This is a genomic window from Tateyamaria pelophila, assembly GCF_019966495.1.
GTDB classification, from domain to species: domain Bacteria; phylum Pseudomonadota; class Alphaproteobacteria; order Rhodobacterales; family Rhodobacteraceae; genus Tateyamaria; species Tateyamaria pelophila.
Genome location: NZ_JAIMIA010000013.1, coordinates 42,495 through 66,232, shown reverse-complemented (window position 1 = coordinate 66,232; position 23,738 = coordinate 42,495). Strand labels below are relative to the sequence as shown.

The 23,738-nt window shown below is 60.6% G+C and carries 22 protein-coding genes; 6 read left to right on the top strand and 16 right to left on the bottom strand.

The window, feature by feature from the left end; translation table 11 throughout:
• Positions 1-67 precede the first annotated feature (67 nt).
• From LC354_RS06750 to LC354_RS06740, 3 genes are read left to right on the top strand one after another with little or no spacing between them, the layout of a single operon-like run.
• Positions 68-1,390 carry a sugar ABC transporter permease gene (locus LC354_RS06750; protein ID WP_223422271.1) on the top strand — a complete coding sequence of 441 codons (1,323 nt, stop codon included), beginning with the start codon at positions 68-70 and terminating at the stop codon, positions 1,388-1,390.
• Positions 1,387-2,163, top strand: coding sequence for an ATP-binding cassette domain-containing protein (locus tag LC354_RS06745; protein ID WP_223422269.1), 777 nt, complete (start codon positions 1,387-1,389; stop codon positions 2,161-2,163). The genes LC354_RS06750 and LC354_RS06745 overlap by 4 nt, the downstream gene beginning before the upstream one ends.
• Positions 2,163-3,068, top strand: coding sequence for a glucokinase (locus LC354_RS06740; protein ID WP_223422267.1), 906 nt, complete (start codon positions 2,163-2,165; stop codon positions 3,066-3,068). Before LC354_RS06745 ends, LC354_RS06740 begins: the two co-directional genes overlap by 1 nt.
• Positions 3,069-3,119: 51 nt before the next feature.
• On the opposite strand, the gene LC354_RS06735 is transcribed toward LC354_RS06740, so the two are convergent.
• From LC354_RS06735 to LC354_RS06700, 8 genes are all read right to left on the bottom strand, one after another.
• Positions 3,120-4,517 carry a pyridoxal phosphate-dependent decarboxylase family protein gene (locus LC354_RS06735; protein ID WP_223422265.1) on the bottom strand — a complete coding sequence of 466 codons (1,398 nt, stop codon included), beginning with the start codon at positions 4,515-4,517 and terminating at the stop codon, positions 3,120-3,122.
• 153 nt (positions 4,518-4,670) lie between these two features.
• Positions 4,671-4,883: a hypothetical protein gene (locus LC354_RS06730; RefSeq protein WP_223422263.1), complete on the bottom strand. Its 213-nt coding sequence runs from the start codon at positions 4,881-4,883 to the stop codon at positions 4,671-4,673.
• A gap of 143 nt (positions 4,884-5,026) precedes the next feature.
• Positions 5,027-5,383 carry an aldehyde dehydrogenase family protein gene (locus LC354_RS27980; RefSeq protein ID WP_223422262.1) on the bottom strand — a complete coding sequence of 119 codons (357 nt, stop codon included), beginning with the start codon at positions 5,381-5,383 and terminating at the stop codon, positions 5,027-5,029.
• A 363-nt stretch (positions 5,384-5,746) separates the two neighbouring features.
• Complete coding sequence (locus LC354_RS06720; protein WP_223422260.1) at positions 5,747-6,667, bottom strand: carbohydrate kinase family protein; 921 nt, start codon at positions 6,665-6,667, stop codon at positions 5,747-5,749.
• A complete protein-coding gene (locus tag LC354_RS06715; protein WP_223422258.1) occupies positions 6,664-7,299 on the bottom strand; it encodes a division plane positioning ATPase MipZ in 636 nt (211 codons plus the stop codon). Before LC354_RS06715 ends, LC354_RS06720 begins: the two co-directional genes overlap by 4 nt.
• Positions 7,289-8,056 (bottom strand): ATP-binding cassette domain-containing protein, encoded by a 768-nt coding sequence (locus tag LC354_RS06710; RefSeq protein WP_223422256.1) that lies wholly within the window; start codon positions 8,054-8,056, stop codon positions 7,289-7,291. The genes LC354_RS06715 and LC354_RS06710 overlap by 11 nt, the downstream gene beginning before the upstream one ends.
• On the bottom strand, positions 8,056-9,123 hold the full coding sequence (locus LC354_RS06705; protein ID WP_223422255.1) for an ABC transporter permease: 1,068 nt from the start codon (positions 9,121-9,123) through the stop codon (positions 8,056-8,058). Before LC354_RS06705 ends, LC354_RS06710 begins: the two co-directional genes overlap by 1 nt.
• 167 nt (positions 9,124-9,290) lie before the next feature.
• Positions 9,291-10,310 (bottom strand): sugar ABC transporter substrate-binding protein, encoded by a 1,020-nt coding sequence (locus LC354_RS06700; RefSeq protein ID WP_223422253.1) that lies wholly within the window; start codon positions 10,308-10,310, stop codon positions 9,291-9,293.
• A gap of 152 nt (positions 10,311-10,462) precedes the next feature.
• Here LC354_RS06700 and LC354_RS06695 point away from each other — a divergent pair, with 152 nt between their 5' ends.
• Positions 10,463-11,671, top strand: a complete 1,209-nt coding sequence (locus LC354_RS06695; protein WP_223422251.1) for an ROK family transcriptional regulator — start codon at positions 10,463-10,465, stop codon at positions 11,669-11,671.
• Between the two features lie 44 nt (positions 11,672-11,715).
• Here LC354_RS06695 and LC354_RS06690 read toward each other — a convergent pair whose 3' ends face one another.
• From LC354_RS06690 to LC354_RS06670, 5 genes are all read right to left on the bottom strand, one after another.
• Positions 11,716-12,804: an ABC transporter ATP-binding protein gene (locus tag LC354_RS06690; protein ID WP_223422249.1), complete on the bottom strand. Its 1,089-nt coding sequence runs from the start codon at positions 12,802-12,804 to the stop codon at positions 11,716-11,718.
• Between the two features lie 48 nt (positions 12,805-12,852).
• Positions 12,853-14,505: an alpha-glucosidase gene (locus tag LC354_RS06685; RefSeq protein WP_223422248.1), complete on the bottom strand. Its 1,653-nt coding sequence runs from the start codon at positions 14,503-14,505 to the stop codon at positions 12,853-12,855.
• 13 nt (positions 14,506-14,518) lie between these two features.
• Complete coding sequence (locus LC354_RS06680) at positions 14,519-15,673, bottom strand: carbohydrate ABC transporter permease (RefSeq protein ID WP_223422246.1); 1,155 nt, start codon at positions 15,671-15,673, stop codon at positions 14,519-14,521.
• 27 nt (positions 15,674-15,700) lie between these two features.
• On the bottom strand, positions 15,701-16,936 hold the full coding sequence (locus LC354_RS06675; protein ID WP_223422244.1) for a carbohydrate ABC transporter permease: 1,236 nt from the start codon (positions 16,934-16,936) through the stop codon (positions 15,701-15,703).
• Between the two features lie 109 nt (positions 16,937-17,045).
• Positions 17,046-18,404 (bottom strand): ABC transporter substrate-binding protein, encoded by a 1,359-nt coding sequence (locus tag LC354_RS06670; protein ID WP_223422242.1) that lies wholly within the window; start codon positions 18,402-18,404, stop codon positions 17,046-17,048.
• 244 nt (positions 18,405-18,648) lie between these two features.
• Here LC354_RS06670 and LC354_RS06665 point away from each other — a divergent pair, with 244 nt between their 5' ends.
• Both LC354_RS06665 and LC354_RS06660 read left to right on the top strand, forming a co-directional pair.
• Positions 18,649-19,674, top strand: a complete 1,026-nt coding sequence (locus LC354_RS06665) for a LacI family DNA-binding transcriptional regulator (RefSeq protein WP_223422240.1) — start codon at positions 18,649-18,651, stop codon at positions 19,672-19,674.
• Positions 19,675-19,677: 3 nt separating this feature from the next.
• On the top strand, positions 19,678-21,000 hold the full coding sequence (locus tag LC354_RS06660) for a GH1 family beta-glucosidase (RefSeq protein WP_223422238.1): 1,323 nt from the start codon (positions 19,678-19,680) through the stop codon (positions 20,998-21,000).
• 31 nt (positions 21,001-21,031) lie between these two features.
• Here LC354_RS06660 and LC354_RS06655 read toward each other — a convergent pair whose 3' ends face one another.
• The 3 genes from LC354_RS06655 to LC354_RS06645 form a co-directional block, all read right to left on the bottom strand.
• Positions 21,032-21,559: a GNAT family N-acetyltransferase gene (locus LC354_RS06655; RefSeq protein ID WP_223422236.1), complete on the bottom strand. Its 528-nt coding sequence runs from the start codon at positions 21,557-21,559 to the stop codon at positions 21,032-21,034.
• A gap of 317 nt (positions 21,560-21,876) precedes the next feature.
• Entirely contained in the window at positions 21,877-22,983 is a 1,107-nt protein-coding gene (locus LC354_RS06650; RefSeq protein ID WP_223422235.1) for a Gfo/Idh/MocA family protein, read from the bottom strand.
• 12 nt (positions 22,984-22,995) lie between these two features.
• Positions 22,996-23,706, bottom strand: coding sequence for a GntR family transcriptional regulator (locus LC354_RS06645; RefSeq protein WP_223422233.1), 711 nt, complete (start codon positions 23,704-23,706; stop codon positions 22,996-22,998).
• Positions 23,707-23,738: the final 32 nt, after the last annotated feature.

Here is a 23,738-nt window from a genome sequence, read left to right as displayed (position 1 = left end):
ATCACCTGCGCGTGCGTGTCCAAGACCTGTCTTGAGGCTACGGTCGCCCTCTATCCGGGATTTCGTGATGACAGATACTTCGAATACTGGCGGCCCTGCGGCGCCCGCTCAGAAAGGCCCCGTTGCCCGTTTCATTCAGGCCACCGAACTGGATACCCGCTTGCTGGGGATGTTGGGCGCCTTGGCGCTGATCTGGGTCGGGTTCCATGTCTACGGCGCTGTCGTCAATGGGTTTGGTGCTTTTCTGACACCGCGCAACTTATGGAACCTGAGCGTTCAGACCTCGTCCATCGGGATCATGGCCTGCGGCATGGTTCTGGTGATCGTGACCCGCCATATTGACCTGTCGGTCGGGTCGGTTCTGGGCTTTTGTGCGATCATCATGGGCGTCACCCAAGTGTGGCTGCTACCGCAACTGCTGGGGCTTGAGCATTGGGCGATCTGGATCATCACCGTCATCGTCGGACTGATCACAGGCACGTTGATCGGGGCCTTTCACGGCTATCTGATTGCCTATCTTTCTATCCCGGCCTTTATCGTCACCTTGGGCGGCTTGCTCGCCTGGCGGGGGGCAGGGTTTCTGGTAGCGCGCGGCGAGACAATCTCGCCCGTGGACAGCACCTTCCGCCTGTTGGGTGGGACGGCAGACGGCGCTATTGGTGCAACGGGGTCGTGGATTTTGGGTCTGATCGGCGTGGCCGCTGTCATCGCGTCCGTTGTTCTGGGCCGTCGCCAGCGTGTCACTCATGGGTTCGCGTTGCGGCCCGTCTGGGCGGACTGGTTCATCGGCATTGTCGGCTCTGCGGCTCTGGTCGGCGCGGTCATGCTGGTCAACAGCTACTACTGGCCCCGTGGGATTGTGCGCCGCTACGCCGAGGATAACGGGATCGAGATCCCGCCCGAGGGTCTGTTCATCAGCTATGGCTTTGCCATTCCGGTTCTGATCCTTGTGGCCGTGGGCATCATCATGTCGCTCGTCATGTCGCGCACCCGTTTTGGCCGCTATGTCTATGCCATTGGGGGCAACCCCGAAGCCGCATCGCTCGCAGGCATCAACACCAAGTGGATGACGGTCAAGATCTTTGCCCTGATGGGCTTTCTCGCGGGTCTGTCTGCCGCCGTGGCCTCGGCCCGGCTGGGCTCTGCCACCAACGCGCTGGGCACGCTGGACGAACTTTACGTCATTGCGGCAGCCGTTATCGGCGGCACGTCGCTGGCGGGTGGTGTCGGCACGATCTATGGCGCGATTCTGGGGGCCGTGGTCATGCAATCATTGCAAACGGGCATGGTCCTGATCGGCTTTGACGCGGCCATTCAGCAAATCGTGGTTGGTTCGGTGCTTGTGCTGGCCGTCTATCTGGACAACCTCTACCGGAGGGCTTCGAAATGAGTACTGCAAAGACACCTATTGATCGCTCGGGCACGCCCCTTGTCGACATGCGCGACATCTGCATTTCCTTTGGCGGTGTCCATGCCGTGGATCATGTGTCGGTTGACCTTTATCCCGGTGAAGTTGTGGGCTTGTTGGGCCATAACGGCGCGGGCAAGTCGACCCTGATCAAGATTCTGTCGGGCGCCTATGCCATGGACTCGGGCGAGATCTATGTGGACGGCGAAAAGGCCATCATCAACAACCCCCGCGATGCGCGGTCCTACAATATCGAGACCATCTACCAGACGCTTGCGCTGGCCGATAACCTCGATGCCGCGTCGAACCTGTTTCTGGGGCGTGAACTGGTCTCGCCCATTGGTTTCGTCAACGATGACGCGATGGAGGCGGAGACGCGCAAGATCATGGCGCGCCTCAATCCGAACTTCAAGAAATTCAAGGATCCGGTCAGCGCCCTTTCCGGTGGGCAGCGCCAGTCGGTGGCCATTGCCCGTGCGGTGTACTTCAACGCGCGTATCCTGATCATGGACGAACCCACCGCCGCCCTTGGCCCGCACGAGACGCAGATGGTGTCGGAACTGATTACGCAGCTGAAGGCAGAAGGCATTGGTATCTTCCTCATCAGCCATGATATTCATGACGTCATGGAGTTATGTGATCGGGCGTCAGTGATGAAGAATGGTCAATTGGTGGGAACCGTCGATGTGGATGACGTCACGGATGATGATCTGCTGGGCATGATCATTCTGGGCAAGCACCCGGGCGAAGGCTGATGCAGGGACCTTTACACCTTGTGGCGGATGTGGGCGGCACCAATTGCCGCCTTGCCCTGGCCACTGTGACCGGCGTGCACACTGGAACCGCACGGCGGTTTCGCAATGATGACTATGCAGGCTTTGCCGAACTGGCCCGTGCCTATCTGGCCGATCAGCCGCAGGTGAGTGCGGCGGCGGTGGCCATTGCGGGGCCTGTGGGCAAGGGCTGGGGTCGGTTGACCAATCGCGACTGGCATTTTGATGCCGCCGAACTGGCGGCGGATCTGTCGCTGGAGGCGGTCTATCTGCTGAATGACCTTGAGGCGTTGGGCCATGCGATTGCTGTGTTACCACCCGCCTCGCTGCGCTATCTGAGCGGCACGCCCATCGAGGACGAGCCGCAGTCGATCGTTGTGGGGCTTGGCACCGGGTTCAACGTGAGCGTGGCCCATGGGCCGTCGGGCGTTGTTTTTGCCGCCGAGATGGGCCACGCGGCCCTGCCGCAATCCGTGGCGGCCATTCTGCGCGATGCACTGGGCGACGTGGACGCTTTCCCGACGGTCGAGCACGTGTTTTCCGGGCGCGGTCTGGCTCATGTGCATGAGGCCCGCACCGGACATCGCTGCAAACCCGAAGAGGTTGCTGAGGCCGAGGGCGGTGCGGAGACGCAGACCTTGATGGCGCGGGCGCTGGGTGCCTTGGTGCGCGAGATTGCCTATCTCTATCTGCCGGAGAACGGGATTTACTTTAACGGGTCTCTGGCGCGCACCCTGCTGGATGACGCCACAGCCGATCTGGTGCTGGCCCCGCTGCGCGAGGATGACAGCTTTCACGGGCGTATGGCCCGCATTCCGATGTATTTGCTGACCGACGATGCGTCGGCCTTGCACGGCTGCGCCCGCTGTCTGGCCTTGCACCCCTGAGCACGGGCGGAGGGCGCACCATGGGTGCGCCTTACGGGTCTTTTGCGCGCGTCAAGGCCGTCTTGCGATCTGGGTGATCGTGTCGAAGGCGGTGTCGAAGTCCTGTTCCTCGCAATCGAACTGGCCCGCGGTGAAGCGGATGACCTTCACCCCGTCGACCAGCGTTTGCGTGAGGTAAATCCGACCGTCATCATTGATTGCATCCACCAGTGTCTGGGTGTCTGCATCTGACGCGCCTTTCGCGTTGAACGTCCAGAGCGACAGGATCGGGTTGGTGATGATCTCGAAATCCGGCTGGGCCCGGAGCCGGTCGCAGAGCGCCGTGCTCCATCTGACGTGATTGCGGATGCGGGTCCGCAGCCCTTCCATCCCGTAGTGCCGCATCAGGAACCAGAGTTTCAGCGCCCGGAACCGCCGCCCCAGCGGCACCGACCATTCCGAATAGTCGATGATGTCGCCCTGGGCGTGGGTCTTGAGATATTCGGGCCGGATCGCCAGCGTTTGCCGCAAGAGGTCGGGATCGCGCAGGAAATGTGCGGCGCAGTCGAATTGCGCGCCCATCCATTTGTGCGGGTTGAAGACAATGCTGTCGAACTGGTCTGCCCCATCCCAGAGTGTTCGGAACTCGGGGCAAATCATCGCGGTGCCGGCCCATGCGGCATCGAGGTGGGTATAGAGATTTTCCGCCTTTGCGATCGCCGCGATGGCCTGCATGTCGTCGCAGGCCCCCATGCCGGTGGCCCCGGTTGCGGCGATGATCCCTGCGGGCAGGTGCCCTGCGGCCCGGTCGGCGCTGATGGCGGCCTGAAGTGCGGCTGTGTTCATGCCACGTAACGCACCGCTGGTCGGGATCTTGACCAGATTGTCCTCACCGATCCCTGAAACCCAGATGGCGCGGTCGATAGAGGTGTGTACCTGATCAGAGCAATAGATGCGCAGGGTGGGCTGACCGGACAGCCCGGATTGATTGCCTTTCCAAGTCAGGGCCCGTTCGCGCATGGTCAGGACCGCCGCCAATGTGGCCGACGAGGCGCTGTCCTGAATGACACCTTGAAAGACGTCTGGCAGCCCCAGTCCGTGGCGCAGCCAGTCCATCATGCGGGATTCCATCTCCGTCGCGGCGGGCGAGGTTTGCCAGAGCATGCATTGGGGCGCGATGATCGACGTCAGGAACTCGGCCAGAACGGACGCGGGCGCGGCATTTGCGTTGAAATAGGCGAAGAACCGGGGGTGTTGCCAATGGGTGATGCCGGGCATGACGATTTGTTCGAAATCCGCCATGAGTGCGCCCATATCGGTGCCCGTTTCGGGGGGCGTGGCGTCCAGTTGCGCGGCGATGTCGCCCGGCGCGGTTTGCGCACGAACGGGGCGGTCACGGATGGTTTTATGATACTGCGCGCCCCAGTCGGCGGCGTCTTTGGCGTGCTTTGCGAAATCGTCCCAGCTCATGCTGTTCCTTCCGGGTCAAGGCGTTTGAGGTGTGTGGTGTTTTGTACATGTGTAGCGCAGTGGAGCGGCTGGCGCAGTACGCGATTTCATGTTGCTTATGAGGGGCTGTCTGCCCCTCAAACTCCCCGAGGATATTTTGGGCCAAGAGAAGCCTCAGACGCCCAGCCGTGGTGTTCTTGGATCGGCTATGCCCGCTCCGATGTGGTTTTGCCCCATAAAGAAGGCGAAGGTCGCGTCGCCGCTGGCCTCGTTGCCGCCGAGGCACCGTAGACCAGTGTCACTGGGAAGGGCCAGAGCCTCCGTTTTCCTGTGGGACCAAGTGGCGGTCAGCACCGGGCCAGAAACAACGACTTGCGCGATGTGCATGTCGTTGGTGACACTGATAAAAAAGGGTGGGGCACACGAAATGTCCGGTGGTTCCGATGCGCGAGCCACCCTGCGCGATGGTCGCGCCTTCGCGTTGGGCGGTCTCGAAGGTGCTATGTCTTTGGTGTTGTGTCGGCTGTGGATCAAGGGACGGACTTGGTTGCGTAAGCGATTGGATGTCTGACAATGATGGCGTTTGTGCGATGGGTCAGTTTGGCGTCGAAGGCGTCGTCGGTCGTGTCCTGAATCAGTCGTCGGGACGCTGAGGTGCAGTGGTCTGCGTTGCGCGAACAGGTCATGAAGACGACCGCATCGCGGGCGGTATCGAGATCGGTGTTGTCGCTGCGTGCCAGCCCGCAGTCAGGCTGCCCTCGGCGGGAGACTGGGTTTCGAACTGCAGGCCCGACTGGACAGTCCCCAATGCGGTTGATTATGTCGGTCGACCGACTGCGTGGGAGGAACGGTTGCTGACTTGCGATGCTACAGTCGCGCTCTGTCATTCGGTGTTTCGAAGACAGCAAAGAAAATACTATCGTCGGTAGCAGAAGTGCCACTCTTGTCGCCTTGTTGGCCGGTTTCAGTGACCCACCGCTGCGGCATTTGTTTTAAGTAGGACCGGCCACCGCTTTGACTGTCGGAGGTATAACCACAGAGGGGGCGGCGACAAGGCTTCGGCGCACCGCCATTTGGGCGCGCCGACGCTGTGCAGCTATGCCGCGCAGATCGCCTTGGCCCTGCGGTGTTGCGGCTGGCGAACATGCGCGCAGAGGGAAAAGGCGGCGGTGCAGGCCGGATCGGGCGTGATAGATTTGGCACCCGAGACGGCGCGTTCTATGAGCCGACCGGAGACTGTGCCGCTTGGGTCAGCCCAGTTCGTGTGCCCAGGGCGGGTTGGCCCCGGCGCGGGAGACGGTGACAGCGGCGGCGCGGGCAGCCAGCGTCAGCATGTCCGTAAGGGTTGCCGCGTCCAGCGTGGCGAGCGCCTCGGGGCGCAGGGCGTCCGCGGCACGCAAGGCTGCCAGCGCTCCTGCGTTGAACGTGTCACCGGCGCCGACCGTATCGACGATCTGGACCGTCCTTGCCGGAACATGGACTTCTTGGCCGCCCGCCTGAAAGGCGGTGGCCCCCTCTCCGCCACGTGTCAGCAGCAGGAGTTTCGGGCCCATGGCAAGCACGGCCTGTCCCTTGTCATGGATCGAGGCTTCGCCCTCGATCAGCCAGTCGATATCGTCGTCGGAGAGTTTCACGATATCCGCCCGCCCCAAGAGGGCCGTTAGCCGGGCGCGGTAGCCCGCGTGATCAGAGACGAAGCTGGGACGGATATTGGGATCGGCCATCACCAGCCGGTCTGCGGGCTGGGCCAGTGCCAGATCGAGCAGGCTGTCGGCGACGGGGGGATTGCACAGGCTGATGCCGCCAAAGAAAACTGCTTCGGTGTCGCTCGGCAGGGTGGGCATGTCAGACGAGCTGATGGCACGCGTCGCCGTGTTGTCATCATAAAAAGTATAGGTCGCCTGACCGTTTTCCAGATGCACGAAGGCAAGCGTGGTGTTCCGGTCACTGCGTACCGCAAAGTCGGTGCTGACATTGCTGGCTTCGAGCGCCGTTTCGATCAGTTGTCCGAACGGGTCGGAAGACAGCCCGGTCACCAGTCCGACAGGAACGCCGAGGCGGCCAAGCGCCACGGCTGTGTTCAGGACGGCCCCGCCGACATGGGGGGCAAAGCCCGCGCCGCCGGGTTGTGGGATCATGTCGATGAGGGCTTCGCCGCAGCACAGGATCATTTCGGGTTCTCCGTCAGTCTTATATCGGCAGCGTTCTCATTGGCCGTAATGAACTCTGCATTCTTCATGTCATTGCCCAAGGCCCGCGCTTCGGCATCGACCCGGGTCATGCCATGGTCCAGCCAGCGTTGGACGAGCCGTGCATGCAGCACCTCGCGCGGCGTTGCAAGCGAAATTGTTAGCGCCCAACATGCGGCGAGCCGGTTCCACGGTGCCGTGTTCAACAGCAGGTAATTGCCTTCGATCAGCACGGTATCGACGTCGGCGTCCACCCGGCCTGCGCCTGCGATTGCGATGTCACGGCTGCGATCGAAAAGTGGATAAACCACGGCATCGTTCGACTGCAGGGCCGTAACCAGCCGGATCAGCCCTTCCGCGTCAAACGTATGCGGCGCGCCCTTGCGGGCACGGCTGCCATCGACATCCAGCAGCCTGTTGTCGAGGTGAAACCCGTCCATCGGCACCACGGCCACCTTCAAACCGTGTGCCGCAAGCGCGTCTGCGATGTGTTTAGCAGTTGTGGACTTGCCGCTGCCCGGTGCGCCGGCGACCGCAATCAAGCGGCGATGTGGTCCCAGCGGGGCTTGCATGATTTGGTCGCAGATCGCGGCCAGCGTCGGCTCAGGCTGCACGGTCAGGCTCGGCAGCGCCGGTCATATAGGCGACGGCATCGGACATGGAATGCTCTTTCGGGTCGATCACACAAAGTCGGCTGCCCAACCGGTGCACGTGAATGCGGTCTGCAATCTCGAACACATGGGGCATGTTATGGCTGATCAGGATGATCGGAATGCCTCGGCTGCGCACGTCCTGGATCAGTTCCAGCACCTTGCGGCTTTCCTTGACCCCGAGGGCTGCGGTGGGTTCGTCCAGGATGACCACCTTGGACCCGAAGGCCGCAGCGCGTGCCACGGCGACGCCTTGACGCTGCCCGCCTGAGAGCGACTCCACCGCCTGATTGATGTTCTGGATCGTGGCCAGGCCCAGTTCGTTCAGCTTGTCCCGCGCGAATTTTTCCATCGCGGCCTTGTCGAGTTGGCGAAACAGGGTGCCCATCAGTCCCGGCTTGCGCAATTCGCGCCCCATGAACATGTTGTCGGCGATCGACAGGGCCGGCGACATGGCGAGTTGCTGGTAGACTGTTTCGATTCCCACGTCGCGCGCCTCGATAGGTGAGCGAAAGTTGACCTCCTTGCCGTCCAGCCACACGGTGCCTTCGTCCGGGATAGTCGCACCCGAAACGGCCTTGATCATCGATGATTTGCCCGCACCGTTGTCGCCGATGACGGCGAGGATTTCGCCCGGATAAAGATCAAAGTCGGCGTGATTGAGGGCGGTGACCTTGCCGTAGCGTTTGACGAGGCCGCGGGCTTTGAGGATCGGTTCCATTATGCGCTCACTTTCCGGATCCACTGATCCACTGCCACCGCGCCGATGATCAGCAAGCCGATCAGCATGAAGGTCCATTGCGGGTCGGCCCCGGCCATGCGCAGGCCCAGTTCGAACACGCCGACGATGAGCGCGCCAAAGAGCGCGCCCGCAATCGAGCCCCGCCCGCCAAAGAGCGAGATCCCCCCGATCACCACGGCGGTGATGGCCTGGATGTTGCCGATGACGCCGGTTGTGGCGGAGGGCGAGATCGAACCGAACCGCCCGATCATGACCCATCCGGCCAGCGCACAGATGAATCCGGCAGCCATGTAAACGGACATGTAGGTTTTGTGCACATCAACGCCGGACAGTTCTGCGGCCTCGGGATCATCGCCCACGGCATAAACGTGTCTGCCCCATGCGGTCGAGCGCAACGCATATGCAAGCACCACAAACAGAAGGATCATCACGATCACGCCCAGTGTGAATGTGGCTCCGCCGAACTGGATCTTGAATCCGAGAAACTGAAGGAAGGACGCCTCGGCCTCGATATCCTGACTGCGGATCGTTTCGTTTTGGGAATAAAGGTATGTTGCTGCCAGCACGATCTGCCACATGCCCAGCGTCACGATGAAGGGCGGCAGCTTCATCCGGCTGACAAGCCAGCCGCTGATAGCCCCGAGTGTGGTGCCGACCACGAGCCCGATCGCGACGGAGATGGCCGGAGGGATGCCATAGGTGAAGGATGCCTTGCCCATGACGACGGTGCAGAGCACAGCGATGGCCCCCACACTCAGGTCGATCCCTGCGGTCAGGATGATCAAGGTCTGTGCGGCGGCCAGCACGCCTACGATCTGAACCTGTTGCAGGATCAGCGTGAGGGCGAAGGGCGAGAAAAAACGTGACCCCAGCAGGATGCCGAAGAGTGCAATGGAAAAGACCAGAACGATGAGCGGCACAAGCGACGGCGTCTGGTGCAGTGTGTGCTGAATACGCCCAACAAAGCCCTGACGCATGTCTTCGAATTCGGCAACTTTGGTGTCGCCAGTCGTGGCTGCGGATTCGTAATTGTCGGATGGCGACATGGGGATCCCTTTCCCAGAGCAATGAAAGAAGGCGGGCGTGGTGCCCGCCCCTGATTTCGCTTGGAGATGAGGTGATCAGCCGGAGGCGGGGCAGTCTGCCACCCCGTCCCGCTGATACCGCTCAGGCAGGAAGATTGCCCGGGCCGTGTTTGGCCCGGAGCCGGGCTTTAGCCCCAGCAGCGATCCGTGCCTTCGGCCACCGAGATGCTTTCCACACCATCCGCAGGCTTGTCCGTCACCAAGGATACGCCCGTGTCAAAGAAATCCTTGCCATCGGATGCGGTCGGCTTGGTGCCGTCCTTGGCCCATGCGGCAATCGCTTCGATCCCGAGCGAGGCCATCAGCAGCGGGTATTGCTGCGATGTGGCCCCGATCACGCCTTCCGCAACGTTCTGAACGCCCGGGCACCCGCCATCTACAGAGACGATAAGTACGTCGTTTTCGCGCCCGATGGCTTTCAACGCTTCATAAGCGCCGGCAGCGGCAGGTTCGTTGATCGTGTAGACGACGTTGATGAACGGATCGATGGCCAGCAGGTTTTCCATGGCGCGGCGGCCACCTTCTTCGTTGCCTGCGGTTACATCATTGCCGACGATGCGCGGATCATCTTCATCGCCCCATTTGTTGGGGTCCTTGACGTCGATGCCAAAGCCGGTGAGGAAACCCTGGTCGCGCAAAACACCCACGGTCGGCTGGCTGATAGCCAGATCGAGCATGCCGATCTTGGCATTCGCGGCCTCATCGCCCAGCGTGGCGGCGGCCCATTTACCGATCAGCTCGCCGGCGAGGAAGTTGTCGGTGGCGAACGTCATGTCGGCGGCGTTGATGGGTTCGAGCGGCGTATCGAGTGCGATCACAAGCAGGCCCGCGTCGCGGGCTTGCTGGACGACCGGCACGATGGACGCGGTATCCGATGCCGTCAGCAAGATACCCTTGGCACCGTTGGCGATGCAGGTTTCGATCGCTTGCACCTGCGTTTCGTGGTCACCATCGACCTTGCCAGCATATGAATTGAGCGAGATACCCAGTTCTTCGGCCTTGGCGGTCGCACCTTCGCGCATCTTCACGAAGAAGGGGTTGGTGTCCGTTTTCGTGATCAAACAGGCCGAGATGGAATGACTGTCGGCAAACGCGGCACCCGCCATGGACGTGATGGCGACAGCCGAGCTCAAAAGCAATTTCTTCATAGTGTCCTCCCAAAGACATTCGGTTGCCCCGGACAAAAGCCCGCGGTTCAACTGAATCGAAGGAAACGCGATTCTCGATAGAAGTCAATTAATAAATAAACTTGACTTATTAATTGCGCAGGGCATGCTTGATCGTCAGGGAGACGAAAAAAATGTCACTGGAACATGTGCGCAGCCTGTCGGGCGGCATAAACCAGACAGGTGTGCGCGCTTACAATGAACGGCTTTTGTTGTCTGTCTTGCAGCGCAACGGCGCGTTGCCGGGCGGAGACCTGGCACGCCGCACCGGATTGTCACCCCAGACCACATCTGTGATTTTGCGCAAGCTCGAGCAGGACGGGTTTTTGCAACGGGGCGATACCGTCAAGGGGCAGGGCAAGGTCGGCAAACCTTCGGTGCCGTTCGACATCCACCCGGACGGTATCTTTTCCATGGGTCTCAAGATCGGGCGGCGCAGTGCCGATCTGCTGGTGCTGGACCTGAAGGGCCGGGTGCGCAAACAGGTGCGCCAGACCTACGATTATCCCATGCCGGACACGGTGTTCGGGTTTCTGACAGATGGGTTTGCGACGTTGATGGCAGACATGCCAGATGAAATGCGAGCCCGGCTTTGCGGCCTTGGGATCGCAGCACCCTTCGAGTTGTGGAACTGGCACGAATTGGCGGGCGCGCCCGCTGTGGACTTTGCGGCTTGGCGCGAAGTTGACTTCAAAGAAGAGGCGACGCGGATCACTGACCTTCCTGTGCATATGGTCAATGACGCCACGGCGGCCTGCAGGGCCGAGCATGTCTTTGGAATTGGACGCGAATTTCGCGATTACGTCTACTTTTTTGTCGGGGCCTTTATCGGCGGAGGGATTGTGCTTGATCATGCGGTCTTCGAGGGCAATCAGCGTAATGCCGGGGCCTTTGGCCCGCTGCCCGTCACCGATCTGGACGGCCAACCGGGGCTATTGATCGATCTGGCCTCAATCCGGGGCCTTGAATTGCGGCTTGAATCGGATGGGCTGGACCCGAGGCAACTGTGGCAGCTCCCACAGGACTGGTCGCATCTGGACGCCTATGTAGAGCCTTGGCTGCAGCAGGCAGCAGATGCTCTGGCGCGGGCCAGCGTGACATCCTGCGCCATCATCGATTTCGAAGCAGTGGTGATCGATGGTGCGATGCCGTTTTCCGTTCGGGAACGGCTGGTCGAAATGGTGCATACACGGATGGACAAGCAGGACCTGCGTGGACTGATCGTGCCAACAATTGTCGAAGGTCTGGTGGGCGATAATGCACGCGGGATAGGGGCAGCTGCCGGACCCATCATCAGCCAATTGCTGCTGGACCGATCCGCGGCGCTGTTCGATCACGCCTGAGGCGGGCCCCGTAAGGCGGGTTTTAACCCGCCCTGCGCTTGCGTTCAGCGATAATACAGCGATGTGCCGTTGGCGAAAAGCTGCACCTTTGCCGGATCCGCGGTGACTCGCACCGTTGTGCCGCGCAAATCCTTGTGGATGCCCGGCATCTTGGCCAGTACCGGGTCCGCATCGCCTTCTGCCTTGAAGTAAAGGATTGTGACCTCGCCCAAGGCTTCGGTGAAATCGACGATACCCTCATAGACACCGTCGCCGGTGGTGACGGTCATGTCTTCGGGCCGGACGCCGACATTGACCTTCATGCCCATGTCAGTTTCGGTCGTGGGCACGGCGGACGTGACCATCAGGCCACTGTCCATCCTGACCCGTGTCTGCGTCCCCGTCTCGACGATCTCGCCGGGCAGCAGGTTCATCGACGGAGACCCGATGAATTGCGCCACGAACTCATTCTCGGGCCGCTCATAGAGCTGGAGTGGAGAGCCCACCTGCGCAATCCCCTTGTTGGCCAGAACGACGATGCGCGTGGCCAGGGTCATCGCTTCGACCTGATCGTGGGTGACGTAAATCATCGTGCTGTCCGGCATCGATTCCTTGAGCTGTGCAATCTCGATCCGCGTGGCCACCCGCAAGGCCGCGTCAAGGTTCGAAAGCGGCTCGTCGAAGAGGTAGACCTTGGGATCGCGCACGATCGACCGACCGATGGCGACACGCTGGCGTTGACCGCCGGACAGGGCCTTGGGCAGGCGATCCAGATATGGCTCCAGTTGCAGGATACGGGCGGCCTTGTCCACGGCGGCGTTGATTTCGTCGGTACTCTTCTTGGCCAGTTTCAGCGCAAACGTCATGTTGTCGCGCACGGTCATGTGCGGATATAGCGCGTAGGACTGGAACACCATCGCGATGCCACGTTGCGCCGGGGGCACGTCATTCACCACTGTCCCGTCAATCTCGAGCGTGCCGTCCGAGATTTTTTCGAGCCCTGCAATCATCCGCAGCAGCGTGGACTTGCCGCAGCCCGACGGTCCGACGAACACAATCAACTCGCCCTTTTCGATGTCGAGATTGATGTTGTTGAGCACATTCACCGTGCCGCCATATGTCTTGGCGACATTCGTGAGTTTCAAGTCAGCCATGGTCGTCCCCTCCCTTGGGCGCGCCCGTTCGGATCGGGCGCTTGGTGTTTAAAGTTTCAGCGCCAATGCGACCTGCCAGGGCCCAAGATGCAGGTTCCCGTCCGGGCCGGGCGCGGTGCTGCCCACTTCAGCCCCGATGGTCACCCAATCGCCGGCAGGCAACGCATGGGTCACCGGTATGTTGCTTAGATTGAAGGCACAAAAGATCGTCTGGTCTTCGTAGCGGCGCGTAAAGTGCAGCACGTTGCCATAGGCATATAGACCGTCATGGTCGCCCTTGCGGATGGCCTTGTGGCTGTGGCGGAGGGCGATAATGCGCCGGTAGTGGTGCAACAATGCGCCTGGTTCGCCTTCCTGATCCGCCACCGACCGGTGCAGGTGCTCGGGACTGACGGGCAACCACGGATCGCCGGTGGTAAAACCGGCATTCCGGTTCGAATTTTCCCAGACCATCGGCGTGCGACAACCATCGCGTCCCTTGAATTCGGGCCAGAACTGGATGCCGTAGGGGTCTTGCAGGTCTTCAAAGGCAACATCGGCCTCGGACAGTCCCAGTTCTTCGCCTTGGTACAGGCAGACCGATCCGCGTAGGCACATGATCAGCGTGGCATAGATACGCGCGGCGGCCGGATTGAGGTTCCACCGGCTGACATGGCGGACCACGTCGTGGTTGGAAAAGGCCCAACAGGCCCACCCATGCGCCGCCACCCTATCGAGGTCGGCGAAAACTTCGGCAAATCGGGCAGCCGTCGGGGTTTCATTACTGAGAAATTCGAAGGCATAGCACATTTGCACGCCCGTATTGCCCGAGGTGTATTGCCCCAGAAGTTCCAGCCCGCGTTGGGCATCGCCCACTTCGCCCACCGCTGTCGTGCCTGGATACTCGTCCAGCAAGGCGCGAAAACGGGCCAGGAATGCGAGGTTCTCTGGCTGGTTCTTGGAATAAATGTGTTCCTGGTGATTGTACGGGTTCACCGAGGGCGCGATGCTGGCATTGCGCTTTTCCTTGGGCAGGGCCGGATTGTTGCGCAGTTCCTTATCAGCGAAGTAGAAGTTGATCGTGTCCAGCCGGAACCCATCTACACCCCGGTCAAGCCAGAACCGGGTGACGTCCAGCAAGGCATCCTGCACATCGGGGTTGTGAAAGTTCAGGTCCGGTTGGCTGGCCAGAAAATTGTGCAGGTAATACTGTTCCCGCGCGGGTTCCCATGTCCAGGCGGACCCACCAAAGATCGACAGCCAGTTGTTGGGCGGCGTGCCGTCGGGCTTGGGGTCTGACCAGACATACCAATCCACTTTTTCATTGTCGCGGTCCTGCATGGATTGCAGATACCAGGGGTGCTGGTCGCTGGTGTGGCTCAGCACCAGGTCGATCATCACCTTGATCCCATAGCTGTGCGCCGTTTCGACCAGGGCGTCGAAGTCCGACAAGGAACCGAACATCGGATCGACGTCACAATAATTGCTGACATCGTATCCGAAGTCTTTCATCGGGGAGGTGAAGAAGGGTGAAATCCATATCGCGTCGACACCCAGTGATGCGATATGGGGCATCCGCCCGACGATCCCCAAAAGGTCGCCTACGCCGTTGCCGTTGCTGTCCTGAAAGCTGCGCGGATAGATTTGATAGATGACGGCCCCGCGCCACCAGTCAACATCGACGCCCGTGTCCGGTTCTGACCTGGAGAGGATCTGGTTCATGATGTCTTGTCTCTTATTTGACCGAGCCGGCCAACAGGCCGCGCACGAGATATTTCTGCATTGCAAAGAAGACGCAAAGCGGCACTGCAATCGATACAAAGGCCGCTGTCGCCAGAATTTCCCAGTTGCCGCCCCGCGTGCCCAGAAGGTTCACGATCTGGTCGGTCATCACGGTGGTCTGACCGGTACTGTCGATCAGGAACACCTTGGCCACCAGCAGGTCATTCCATGTCCACAGGAACTGGAAGATGGCAAAGGACGCCAGGGCCGGGAACGACAGGGGGAGGATGATCTTGGTAAAGATCTGGAAGTCCGTCGCGCCATCAACCTTGGCGTTTTCGATGATGTCGCGGGGCAAACCCACCATGTAATTTCGCAAGAGATATATGGCGAGCGGTAGCCCAAAGCCCGTATGGGCCAGCCATGCCCCCAGATAGCCTTTGCCGATCCCGATATCCACATGCAGCTTGAGCAGCGGGATGAGCGCCAGTTGCAGCGGCACCACCAAAAGCCCGACCACGGCCGCGATCAGCAGCGCACGCCCCGGAAAATCCATCCAAGCCAGCGCATAGGCGGCAAAGGCGGCAATCACGATGGGGATCACGGTGGCGGGTATGGTCACGGTGAGCGTGTTGAAAAAGGCCTTGGCCATGTTGTCGCCGGGGCCGCCGCTGAACAGGATATTGTCGTAGTTGGCCAAGGTGAATTCCGGCGGCGAGATCGCCGTGACAAAGACCCGCTGGCCCCGTCCGCTGATCTGTTCATCGTTGCCTGACCAGACATAGTTGGCGGCCGCGTCCACGGTGATTGTTTCGCCATCGCCCAGATCGGCTACATCGCCCGGTGCATAGGCGTCAATCTCGCGAGACGAGGTGCCCCAGCTGGTGATTTCGCCTCCGCCGCCGCTTTCCGTAAAGAAATTGCCTTCGACCAGGTAAACGCCATCGCGTTCGATCCGGTTGTCGCCGGGGTCTGCGACCCTCAGGCGTTGCGACTGTTCGGAGCGGAACAAGGCCGCCCACCAGCCCGACGATGAAATCTGATCCGTTGTGCGGAACGACGACACCAGCAAGCCCACGGTCGGGAACACCCACAAGGCGACCAGCAGCACGACCGAGATGTGCACGACCCAGGTCAGGGATGATTTGGAACCGGCGATATTATCCATGATGTACGTCCTTATGATCGCGGGCCATTATTTCATCTCCTTACGCGCGTTGTAGACGTTCCAGATCAGGATGGGCGAGACCAGCAGCATGATGATGATCGCCGACGCGGATCCGACGCCCCAGTCATTGGCGCGGAACATTTTGTCGAACATGTAATTGGCCAGAACCTGCGTTTCCCATTGCCCGTTGGTCATCGCGAACACGATGTCAAAGACCTTGAGCACGGTGATGGTGATGGTGGTCCAGACCACCACGATGGTGCCGATGATCTGAGGCACCTTGATCTTGAAGAAGACCTGCAGCGGGTTGGCCCCATCCACGATGGCCGCCTCGATGGTTTCTTCGGGGATGCCGCGCAGCGCCGCTGACAGGATCACCATGGCAAAGCCAGTCTGGATCCAGATCAGAACGATCATCAGGAAGAAACTGTTCCAGAAGGGAAGGGTCAGCCACGTTTGCGGCTCGCCATGGGGAAAGTCGAAAGTGAACACGCTGATCACGGAGCGCAGCGACAAGAACACCAGATAAAGCGATCCTGCACCGACGAGCAGGCGCAATGGCACGAACCCAGCGCCGCCGCCCTTTTCGCGGCTTTTGGCAATCGGTTGCACGAAGATCCATCCGACATAAGCCACGATGCCCGCAAAGCTCAGCAGCAACAAAGCGGGCAGAATCTGGAGGAAGAGAAAGGAGCCCGGACCGCCCTCGAAACGCAGCCAGACGGCGTTCAGGATGCCGATCTGATTCTGGTCCGCAGGGCGGGTGTCGTAGACCAATTTGAAGATGACCGCCGCACCCACGAAGGAGATCGCCATGGGCATGAAGATGAGCGACTTGGCCGCCGACCCCCACTTGATCCGGTCGGTCAATTGGGCAGCGAGCAGACCGAACGCCGTTGACGCGGCAGGCACGACGATCAGCCAGAGCATATTGTTGCTCAATGCCTCCCAGAACTTGGGTTCGGAGAACATCTGGTTGTAGTTGGCGAGCCCGACAAAGGCGCCCCCCTGATCGCGATCCGTAAGAGACAGCCGCAGCGTCTCGATCACCGGATACCCAAGGTAGAGGCCAAGGGCGAACATCGCGGGAAACAGGAACAACCAGGGCCGGATCATGTTGGCGCGGTTGATGTTTCGACCGGCATGCGGGCCCTTGGCCGGAAACAGCACCTTGTCCAGGAACTGATTGGAGAAATAGAAATATCCGATACAGCCACCGACGCCGATGATGATCGTGATCAAACCTTGAAATGCGGGGTTCATGGGTCGCCTCCCTAGCCACCATTGACCGAAATGCCCTGTCGGGCCGTGTGGTCCAGAACCGGCCCGCCCCCTTCGGGGCGGACAGGTCAGTCTTGTCGTGTGGGGCTGATTACTTCAGCGAGTCCCAGCTGTCCTGAATGTCGGAGGCCACGGCAGCGGCGTCCTTGCCACCTGTGTAGTCGACCATACCGGTCCAGAACGTGCCTGCTCCGACGCCACCGGGCATCAGATCGGAACCGTCGAAGCGGAACGTGGTCGCATTCAGCAGAACGTCACCCAGGGCGCGCAGCGTGTCGTCCTTGTAGGCATCGGTGTTCACGCCCTTGTGGGGGGTGAGGAAGCCGGTCTGGGCCATCATCACTTCATGGCTCAGCGGCAGCTGGAAAAATTCCATCAGCGCAGAGGCCGCATCGGACGGATCGGTGATCGCCATCAGCGTGCCACCGCCCAAAACCGGATTGCCCAGGTCCTTGGAGGCATAGGAGGGGAAGTAGAAGAACCCTGTGTCCACGCCGAATTCAACGTTTTCGGGGAAGAAGGCGGGCACGAAGGACGCCTGACGGTGCATGTAGCACTGCGGAGGCGAGGAGAAGAGGCCTTTGGGGCTGTCGCGGAAGTCCGTGGAGGCCACTGCACCGGCACCGCCGGACACTTTGGCATCGTCTCGGGCGAACCAGCCGAATTCCTCGATCGCGGCCACGACGCGTTCGTCGTTGAACGGGATCTCGTTTGTGGTCCACTGGTCATAGACTGATGGCTCGACCGTGCGCAGCATCATGTCCTCGACCCAGTCGGTCGCAGGCCAGCCCGTGGCCGCACCCGATCCCAGACCAATACACCAAGGCGTTTCGCCATCGGCAACGATCTGGTCTGTCAGCGCCTTGAGTTCTTCCATGGTTGTGGGGATTTCATAGCCCGCATCCTCGAAGTTCTCCGGGTTGTACCAGACCAGCGACTTGACGTTCACATTGTAGAAAAAGCCGTACATCTGGTCGTTGCCATCGGCATCCGCATAGGTGCCCAGATCGACCCAGGACGGACCAGCCGCATAGTTTTCGGCAACCCAGTCGCTCATGCCGTCGGGCATCGGGTAAAGCTGGCCGTTGCCTGCCATCACGGCGGCAAGACCGGGCTGTGGGAACACGGCGATGTTGGGGGCGGACCCCGCTTCGGCGTCAATCAGGATCTGCTGTTCGAAAGAATCCGAACCCGTGTAGATCACATCGGCGCCGGTGGCCTCTTCGAAATACGCCATCGCGTTGTTGAAGAATCCGTCTTCGGGGGTGAGCCAGGGGCCATAAACCGTCACGGTCTGTCCGCTCAGGTCCGGGGCGGCTGCGGCCCACTCGTTATAGCTGTCCCAGCTGAAAGCGCCTTCGCCGGGAGCGAAGGTCAGGTGGTTATCGGCGGATGCCGTCACGGCTGTAATCGCGAGTGCCGCAGCACTGGCGAGAAGTGATTTCGTCATTTTGGTCGTCCTCCCATTGGTGTCCTTGATGACCGGTAAGCTGAACTGGTCAAGCGCGCCTTGCAAGTTTTCAAAGCGCTTTGGAATTTGCGGACCGTCGCTGAAAAAAACAACTCTGTCAAACATAGACAGTGTGCCGACAGATTTTTTTGATCCCATCTGGCGGTTGGGCTCGAACGTTTTGACGTTACCCCTCGCTTTCGATAGCGTCGCGCGAAAACCCGAAGCGCTTTGGAACATACTCGTGAACCTCAAAGAACTGTCACATTGCCTTGGGCTCAGTCAGACCACTGTCAGCCGCGCATTGAACGGGTACCCCGAAGTCTCCGAGGCGACGCGCAAACGCGTCATTGCAGCGGCCAAGGCAAAGAATTACAGCCCCAACACCCGTGCGCAGGGTCTCGCCAAGGGACATTCGCGCTGTATCGGCCACGTCATTTCCGTGCGTGATTCGGGTGAAATGGTGAATCCGATTTTTGGGGATTTCATGGCTGGAGCGGCGGATACCTATGCCAAACACGGCTACGAGATGATGTTGACCCGTGTGGAGGCGCAGTCGGAGGCTGAAACATACCGGTCACTCAAAGCGCGGGGCTCTGTCGATGGGGTGGTCTTGCATGCGCCGAGGATGAACGATCCACGTTTGCCCCTGCTCAGGGAAATCGGCCTGCCCTTCGTCGTGCATGGCCGTGCCAGCGGGTCCGAGGACGGGTATGCTTGGCTTGATGTGAACAATCGCCGTGCCTTTGAGCAGATCACAAAGTACCTCATCGATCTGGGTCACAGACGCATCGCGCTGATCAACGGGACGGAGGGCCTCGATTTCGCGATGCGCCGCCGCATGGGCTTCGAAGCCGCGTTGCAGGCTGCGGGTCTGGACGTCGATGCGTCCCTCATGGGCAGCAACGATATGACCGAAGGCAATGGATATGCCAATGCCAGCGTCATGCTGGATGCCGATGGCGCGCCGACGGCCTTTGTCGTGTCGTCCATAATCTGTGCGCTCGGTGTGCGCCGCGCGGTCGAAGAACGCGGATTGCGCCTTGGCAAGGACGTCAGTATCGCAACGTTCGATGATTGCCTCAGCTATTTGCGGAACGGGACGGACACTCCGATTTTCACGGCGGTGCAGTCCTCGGTCCGGGACGCGGGCGCCGCTTTGGCAGAGATGTTGATCGCCCGGATCGAAGACCCCACTGGCGCGCCCGATACGTGCCTGTGGGAAACGGAATTTGTCGTGGGATCCTCCACTGGCCCTCTGAAGGATTAGGTCATGCTTGAGCACAAACGTTCTGATTTCCCGGAAGGCTTCCTGTTCGGTGCCGCCACCTCTGCCTATCAGATCGAAGGGCATGCGTTCGGCGGTGCCGGGCGCGCGATGTGGGATGATTTTGCGGCCACGCCCGGGAATGTCGTGCGGGCCGAAGACGGCGCGCGGGCCTGCGACCACTATCACCGTTTTGCGGATGATTTCGATCTTCTGAAGGATGGCGGTTTTGACTGCTATCGGTTTTCGACAAGCTGGGCCCGGGTCATGCCTGACGGGCGGACGGTCAACCCGGACGGGCTCGATTTCTATGACCGACTGACGGATGCGATGCTGGAACGGGGCCTCAAACCCTGCGCCACGCTCTACCACTGGGAACTGCCCTCCGCGCTGGCCGATCAGGGCGGATGGCGCAACCGCGACATTGCGGGATGGTTCGGCGATTTTGCCGAGGCCGTGATGGGCCGTCTGGGGGATCGGATGTTTTCCGTGGCCACCATCAACGAGCCGTGGTGCGTCGCGTGGCTGTCACATTTTGTCGGGGCGCATGCGCCAGGCCTGCGCGACATCCGCGCCACGGCGCGGGCCATGCACCACGTCCTTCTGGCTCATGGCACGGCAATCGAACGGATGCGGGGCATGGGCGTCGGCAATCTGGGCGCCGTGTTCAACATGGAATGGGCGGCCCCGGCGGATGATACGCCCGAAGCCGCCGAAGCCGCCGCCCTTTATGACGACTACTACAACCACTTCTACGTCTCGGGCGTGTTCAAGGGCCGCTATCCTGATCGTCTGGTGACGGCTCTGGGCGACCATTTCCCGATAGGGTGGCAAGATGATTTCGCCACTATCACGGCCCCCCTGGACTGGGCGGGTATCAACTATTACACGCGATCCCTGCTGGCCCCAAATGACGGTGCATGGCCGCATCATCACGCGGTCGAAGGGCCGTTGCCGAAAACCCAGATGGGCTGGGAAATCTATCCGCAGGGGCTGCATGATTTTCTGGTCCGCACGGCGCGTGACTACACGGGTGACCTGCCGCTTTTTGTCACGGAAAACGGGATGTCGAACGCGGATGTGCTGCGGGACGGGCGCGTTGATGATGCCGTTCGGATCGACTATTTCAACCAACATCTGGCCGCCGTACGCGCGGCCATCGCGAAGGGCGTGCCCGTGCAGGGCTACATGGCCTGGTCGCTCATGGACAATTACGAATGGGCGCTGGGTTATGAAAAACGGTTTGGCATGGTGCACGTGGATTTCGAAACGCTGAAACGGACGCCCAAGGCGTCGTGGCATGCGTTCAGGGACGCGCTGGCGCGGTAGGCGTTCAGGCCGTCACCGCGCAGCCAAGGCGTCAGAGGTCCTTGGAAAAATAGTGCAGATACGGGCGTATCGAGGGTTGATCCTTGTAGGTGGTTGTCTCAATCGGCTCACGTAGCTCCACAAACCCGAGCTTTGGATAAAGGTCGCGCATCTCGACATTTGGCGTAAGCGTATCGGCGATCAGCCGTTTCAACCCCATCTCGCGGGCCACGCGTTCGCGCGTCTCGATCAGCGCCCGAACGGTTCCGGTGCCGCGCGCAGCTTCGGTCACGAAGACCCGTTTCAGTTCGCCGGTGTCGTCATCCAAGCGCTTCATCATTCCGCACCCGACAATTTCGCCTGTTTTTGTCTGCGCAATGACAAGACAGCCCTTGGGCGGCAAATAGTCGTCCGATTGTGCCCAGAACTCTGCAAGCGCACTCTGCGGCGCGGCAGGATCGAGATCGACGCCCATATCCCGCATCCGCAGGACAATGAGATCATAGTATTGAGACAGAATGCCGTTGAGCGCGTCTTTGGGCGGTAAAATCTGGCAGAGGATGATCTCGATATCCGTCATTGAAACACTCCAAAGTCCGCCGACTAAAGCCGGTTTGCCAACCCAAAGCAATGCCCTTGGGCGTCGCAATTCCGTGCGATGCATGGCGTTTTGCACGCGGCACAAAACGCCATGTTCGGGCGCTACGGCGATTTCTGGATTGTGACCGAATGGGGGTAGGGGATTGAAACGACGTTCTGTTCAAAGTCTTCCCTGACGGGCTTGGTCATGCCGCAGTTGGCGTCCCAGTCGCCCGGCGCATCGCACCTCAAACGTGCACTCAGGTCGACGGAACTTTTGCCGGGGGTGGTCACACGCACCCAAATGTCGGACGCCTGCTACATCCAGCGTCGCGGATCGACCGCCTGACCGGTGCGCGCGCTTTCCTGTGCGGCCAGTCCCATGGCCACGGCCGCCCAGCCGTCGTTCAAACTCACCTCCGGCGTGTCCGTTTCGCCGCGCACCAGTGCAACGAAACGCTGATGTTGATAAAAGGTGGAGCCGTTATGATCGCCGGCATCAAGAAGCATTGGATCAACCGGTATCTCGTGCACCTGCGGCCCCTGCGGCTGGCGCGGACTTGTCACCAGTTTGGCAACCGGCGCGGGGCCAAGGTGCTCGGGCCAGAAGCGGCCGGGGCCGGGGACGAACGCTTCGATCTTGCCCGTGGGTCCCACCGCCGACAGCTCTTCCTGATAGGCGCTGCCCTCGGCAAACATGCACAATTCCAGCAATGCCCGCGCACCATTGTCGAAGTCGACGATGACATAGCCGCTGTCCAGAATGTCGGGCGATTCACCTGAATAGGTTTCCTCGAGGTGGTTGACCGATTGCGCGGCGCTGGCCATCACGCGCACCGGTTCCGCGCCCAGTGTCTGGCGCATCAGGTCAAAGAAATGGCAGCATTTCTCGACAAAGGTGCCCCCGGTAAAGCGGTTGAAGCGGTTCCAGTCGCCTACCTTTTCCAGAAACGGAAAGCGATGTTCGCGGATCGACAGCATCTTGATGCCGCCGGTCACGCTGTTGGCGCGGCTCAGGAAATCGGCGATCACGGGCATATAACGGTATTCCATCGCGACCCAGACGGGCGCGGGATATGTGTCGCGAAAGGCGGCCAGCTTGGCCGCGTCGTTCTGATCGGTATAAAGCGGTTTTTCCACCAAGAGGGGCAGGGGCCGGGCGGCATGGATCGCCATCATCTGCTCGACATGCCGGAAATTGGGGCTGACGATCAGCAAACAGTCCAGATCCGGCTCGGCCAGCAGAGCCTCAAGGCTCGGAACCGATTTTGCAGACGGCGCAATGGCAAGCGCACGGGCGGCCATCTCTGCGTCAGGCTCGAAGAATGCGGCGACACTGGTGTCGGGCAACAGCGCGATATTGCGCATGTGCTCCTGTCCCATCATGCCGCATCCAATGAGGCCATAGCGAACGTGTTTTGCCATCCTTGGCGTTCCTTACTTTAGTCGTTGCACATAAACCGCACGCGTGGGGTCAAACCACGTGCGCGAAAATTCAATGGGGGCAGGGCGGTCGCTCCAGCTCAGCCGTTCAATATAGCCCGCCATCACGCCGGGCGCGGCGGAAAAGTCCGGCGGCGTCCAGTCGGGGAGGGTCCCGAGGCTCACGCGGTCTTCGGCGCGCTGGATCCAGATGCCGAAATTCTTGCGATAGGTGGCGTAGAGCGACTCCGACAGCGTGCTTTCGGAGACGATTCCCACATCCGCATCCAGCCAGATTTCCTCTACCGCGATGATTGTGTCATTCAACCAGCGCATCCGGCGCACGCGCGTGCCCTTGTCCGAGGTTCCAAAAGACGGCAGCGTATCGGGCTTGGTCATCAGGTCTATACTCAGCGCCTTGGCACGCGGCAAGCCGCCGCCCTCCAGCAATTCGAGCCGGAACATGGCATAGACGGTGCCCGTGTCCCCGCTGGCACGGATGTAGTTTCCGGAGCCCTGAACGCTTTCGACCAGACCCTTTTGCCCCATATCCCGCAGCGCTTTGCGCAACGTGCCCACGGACACGCCCAACTCCGTCGCCATGTCCCGTTCCGGTGGCAAACGTTCTCCGTCGATCAACCGACCCGCCACGATATCACGGGTCAAAAGCTCGGCGATCTGCACGTAGATCGGCAGGGACTGCGGGGATTGGCGGGGTGGGGTCATGTGATGAATCGACGCGTCAGGAATAAAATTGA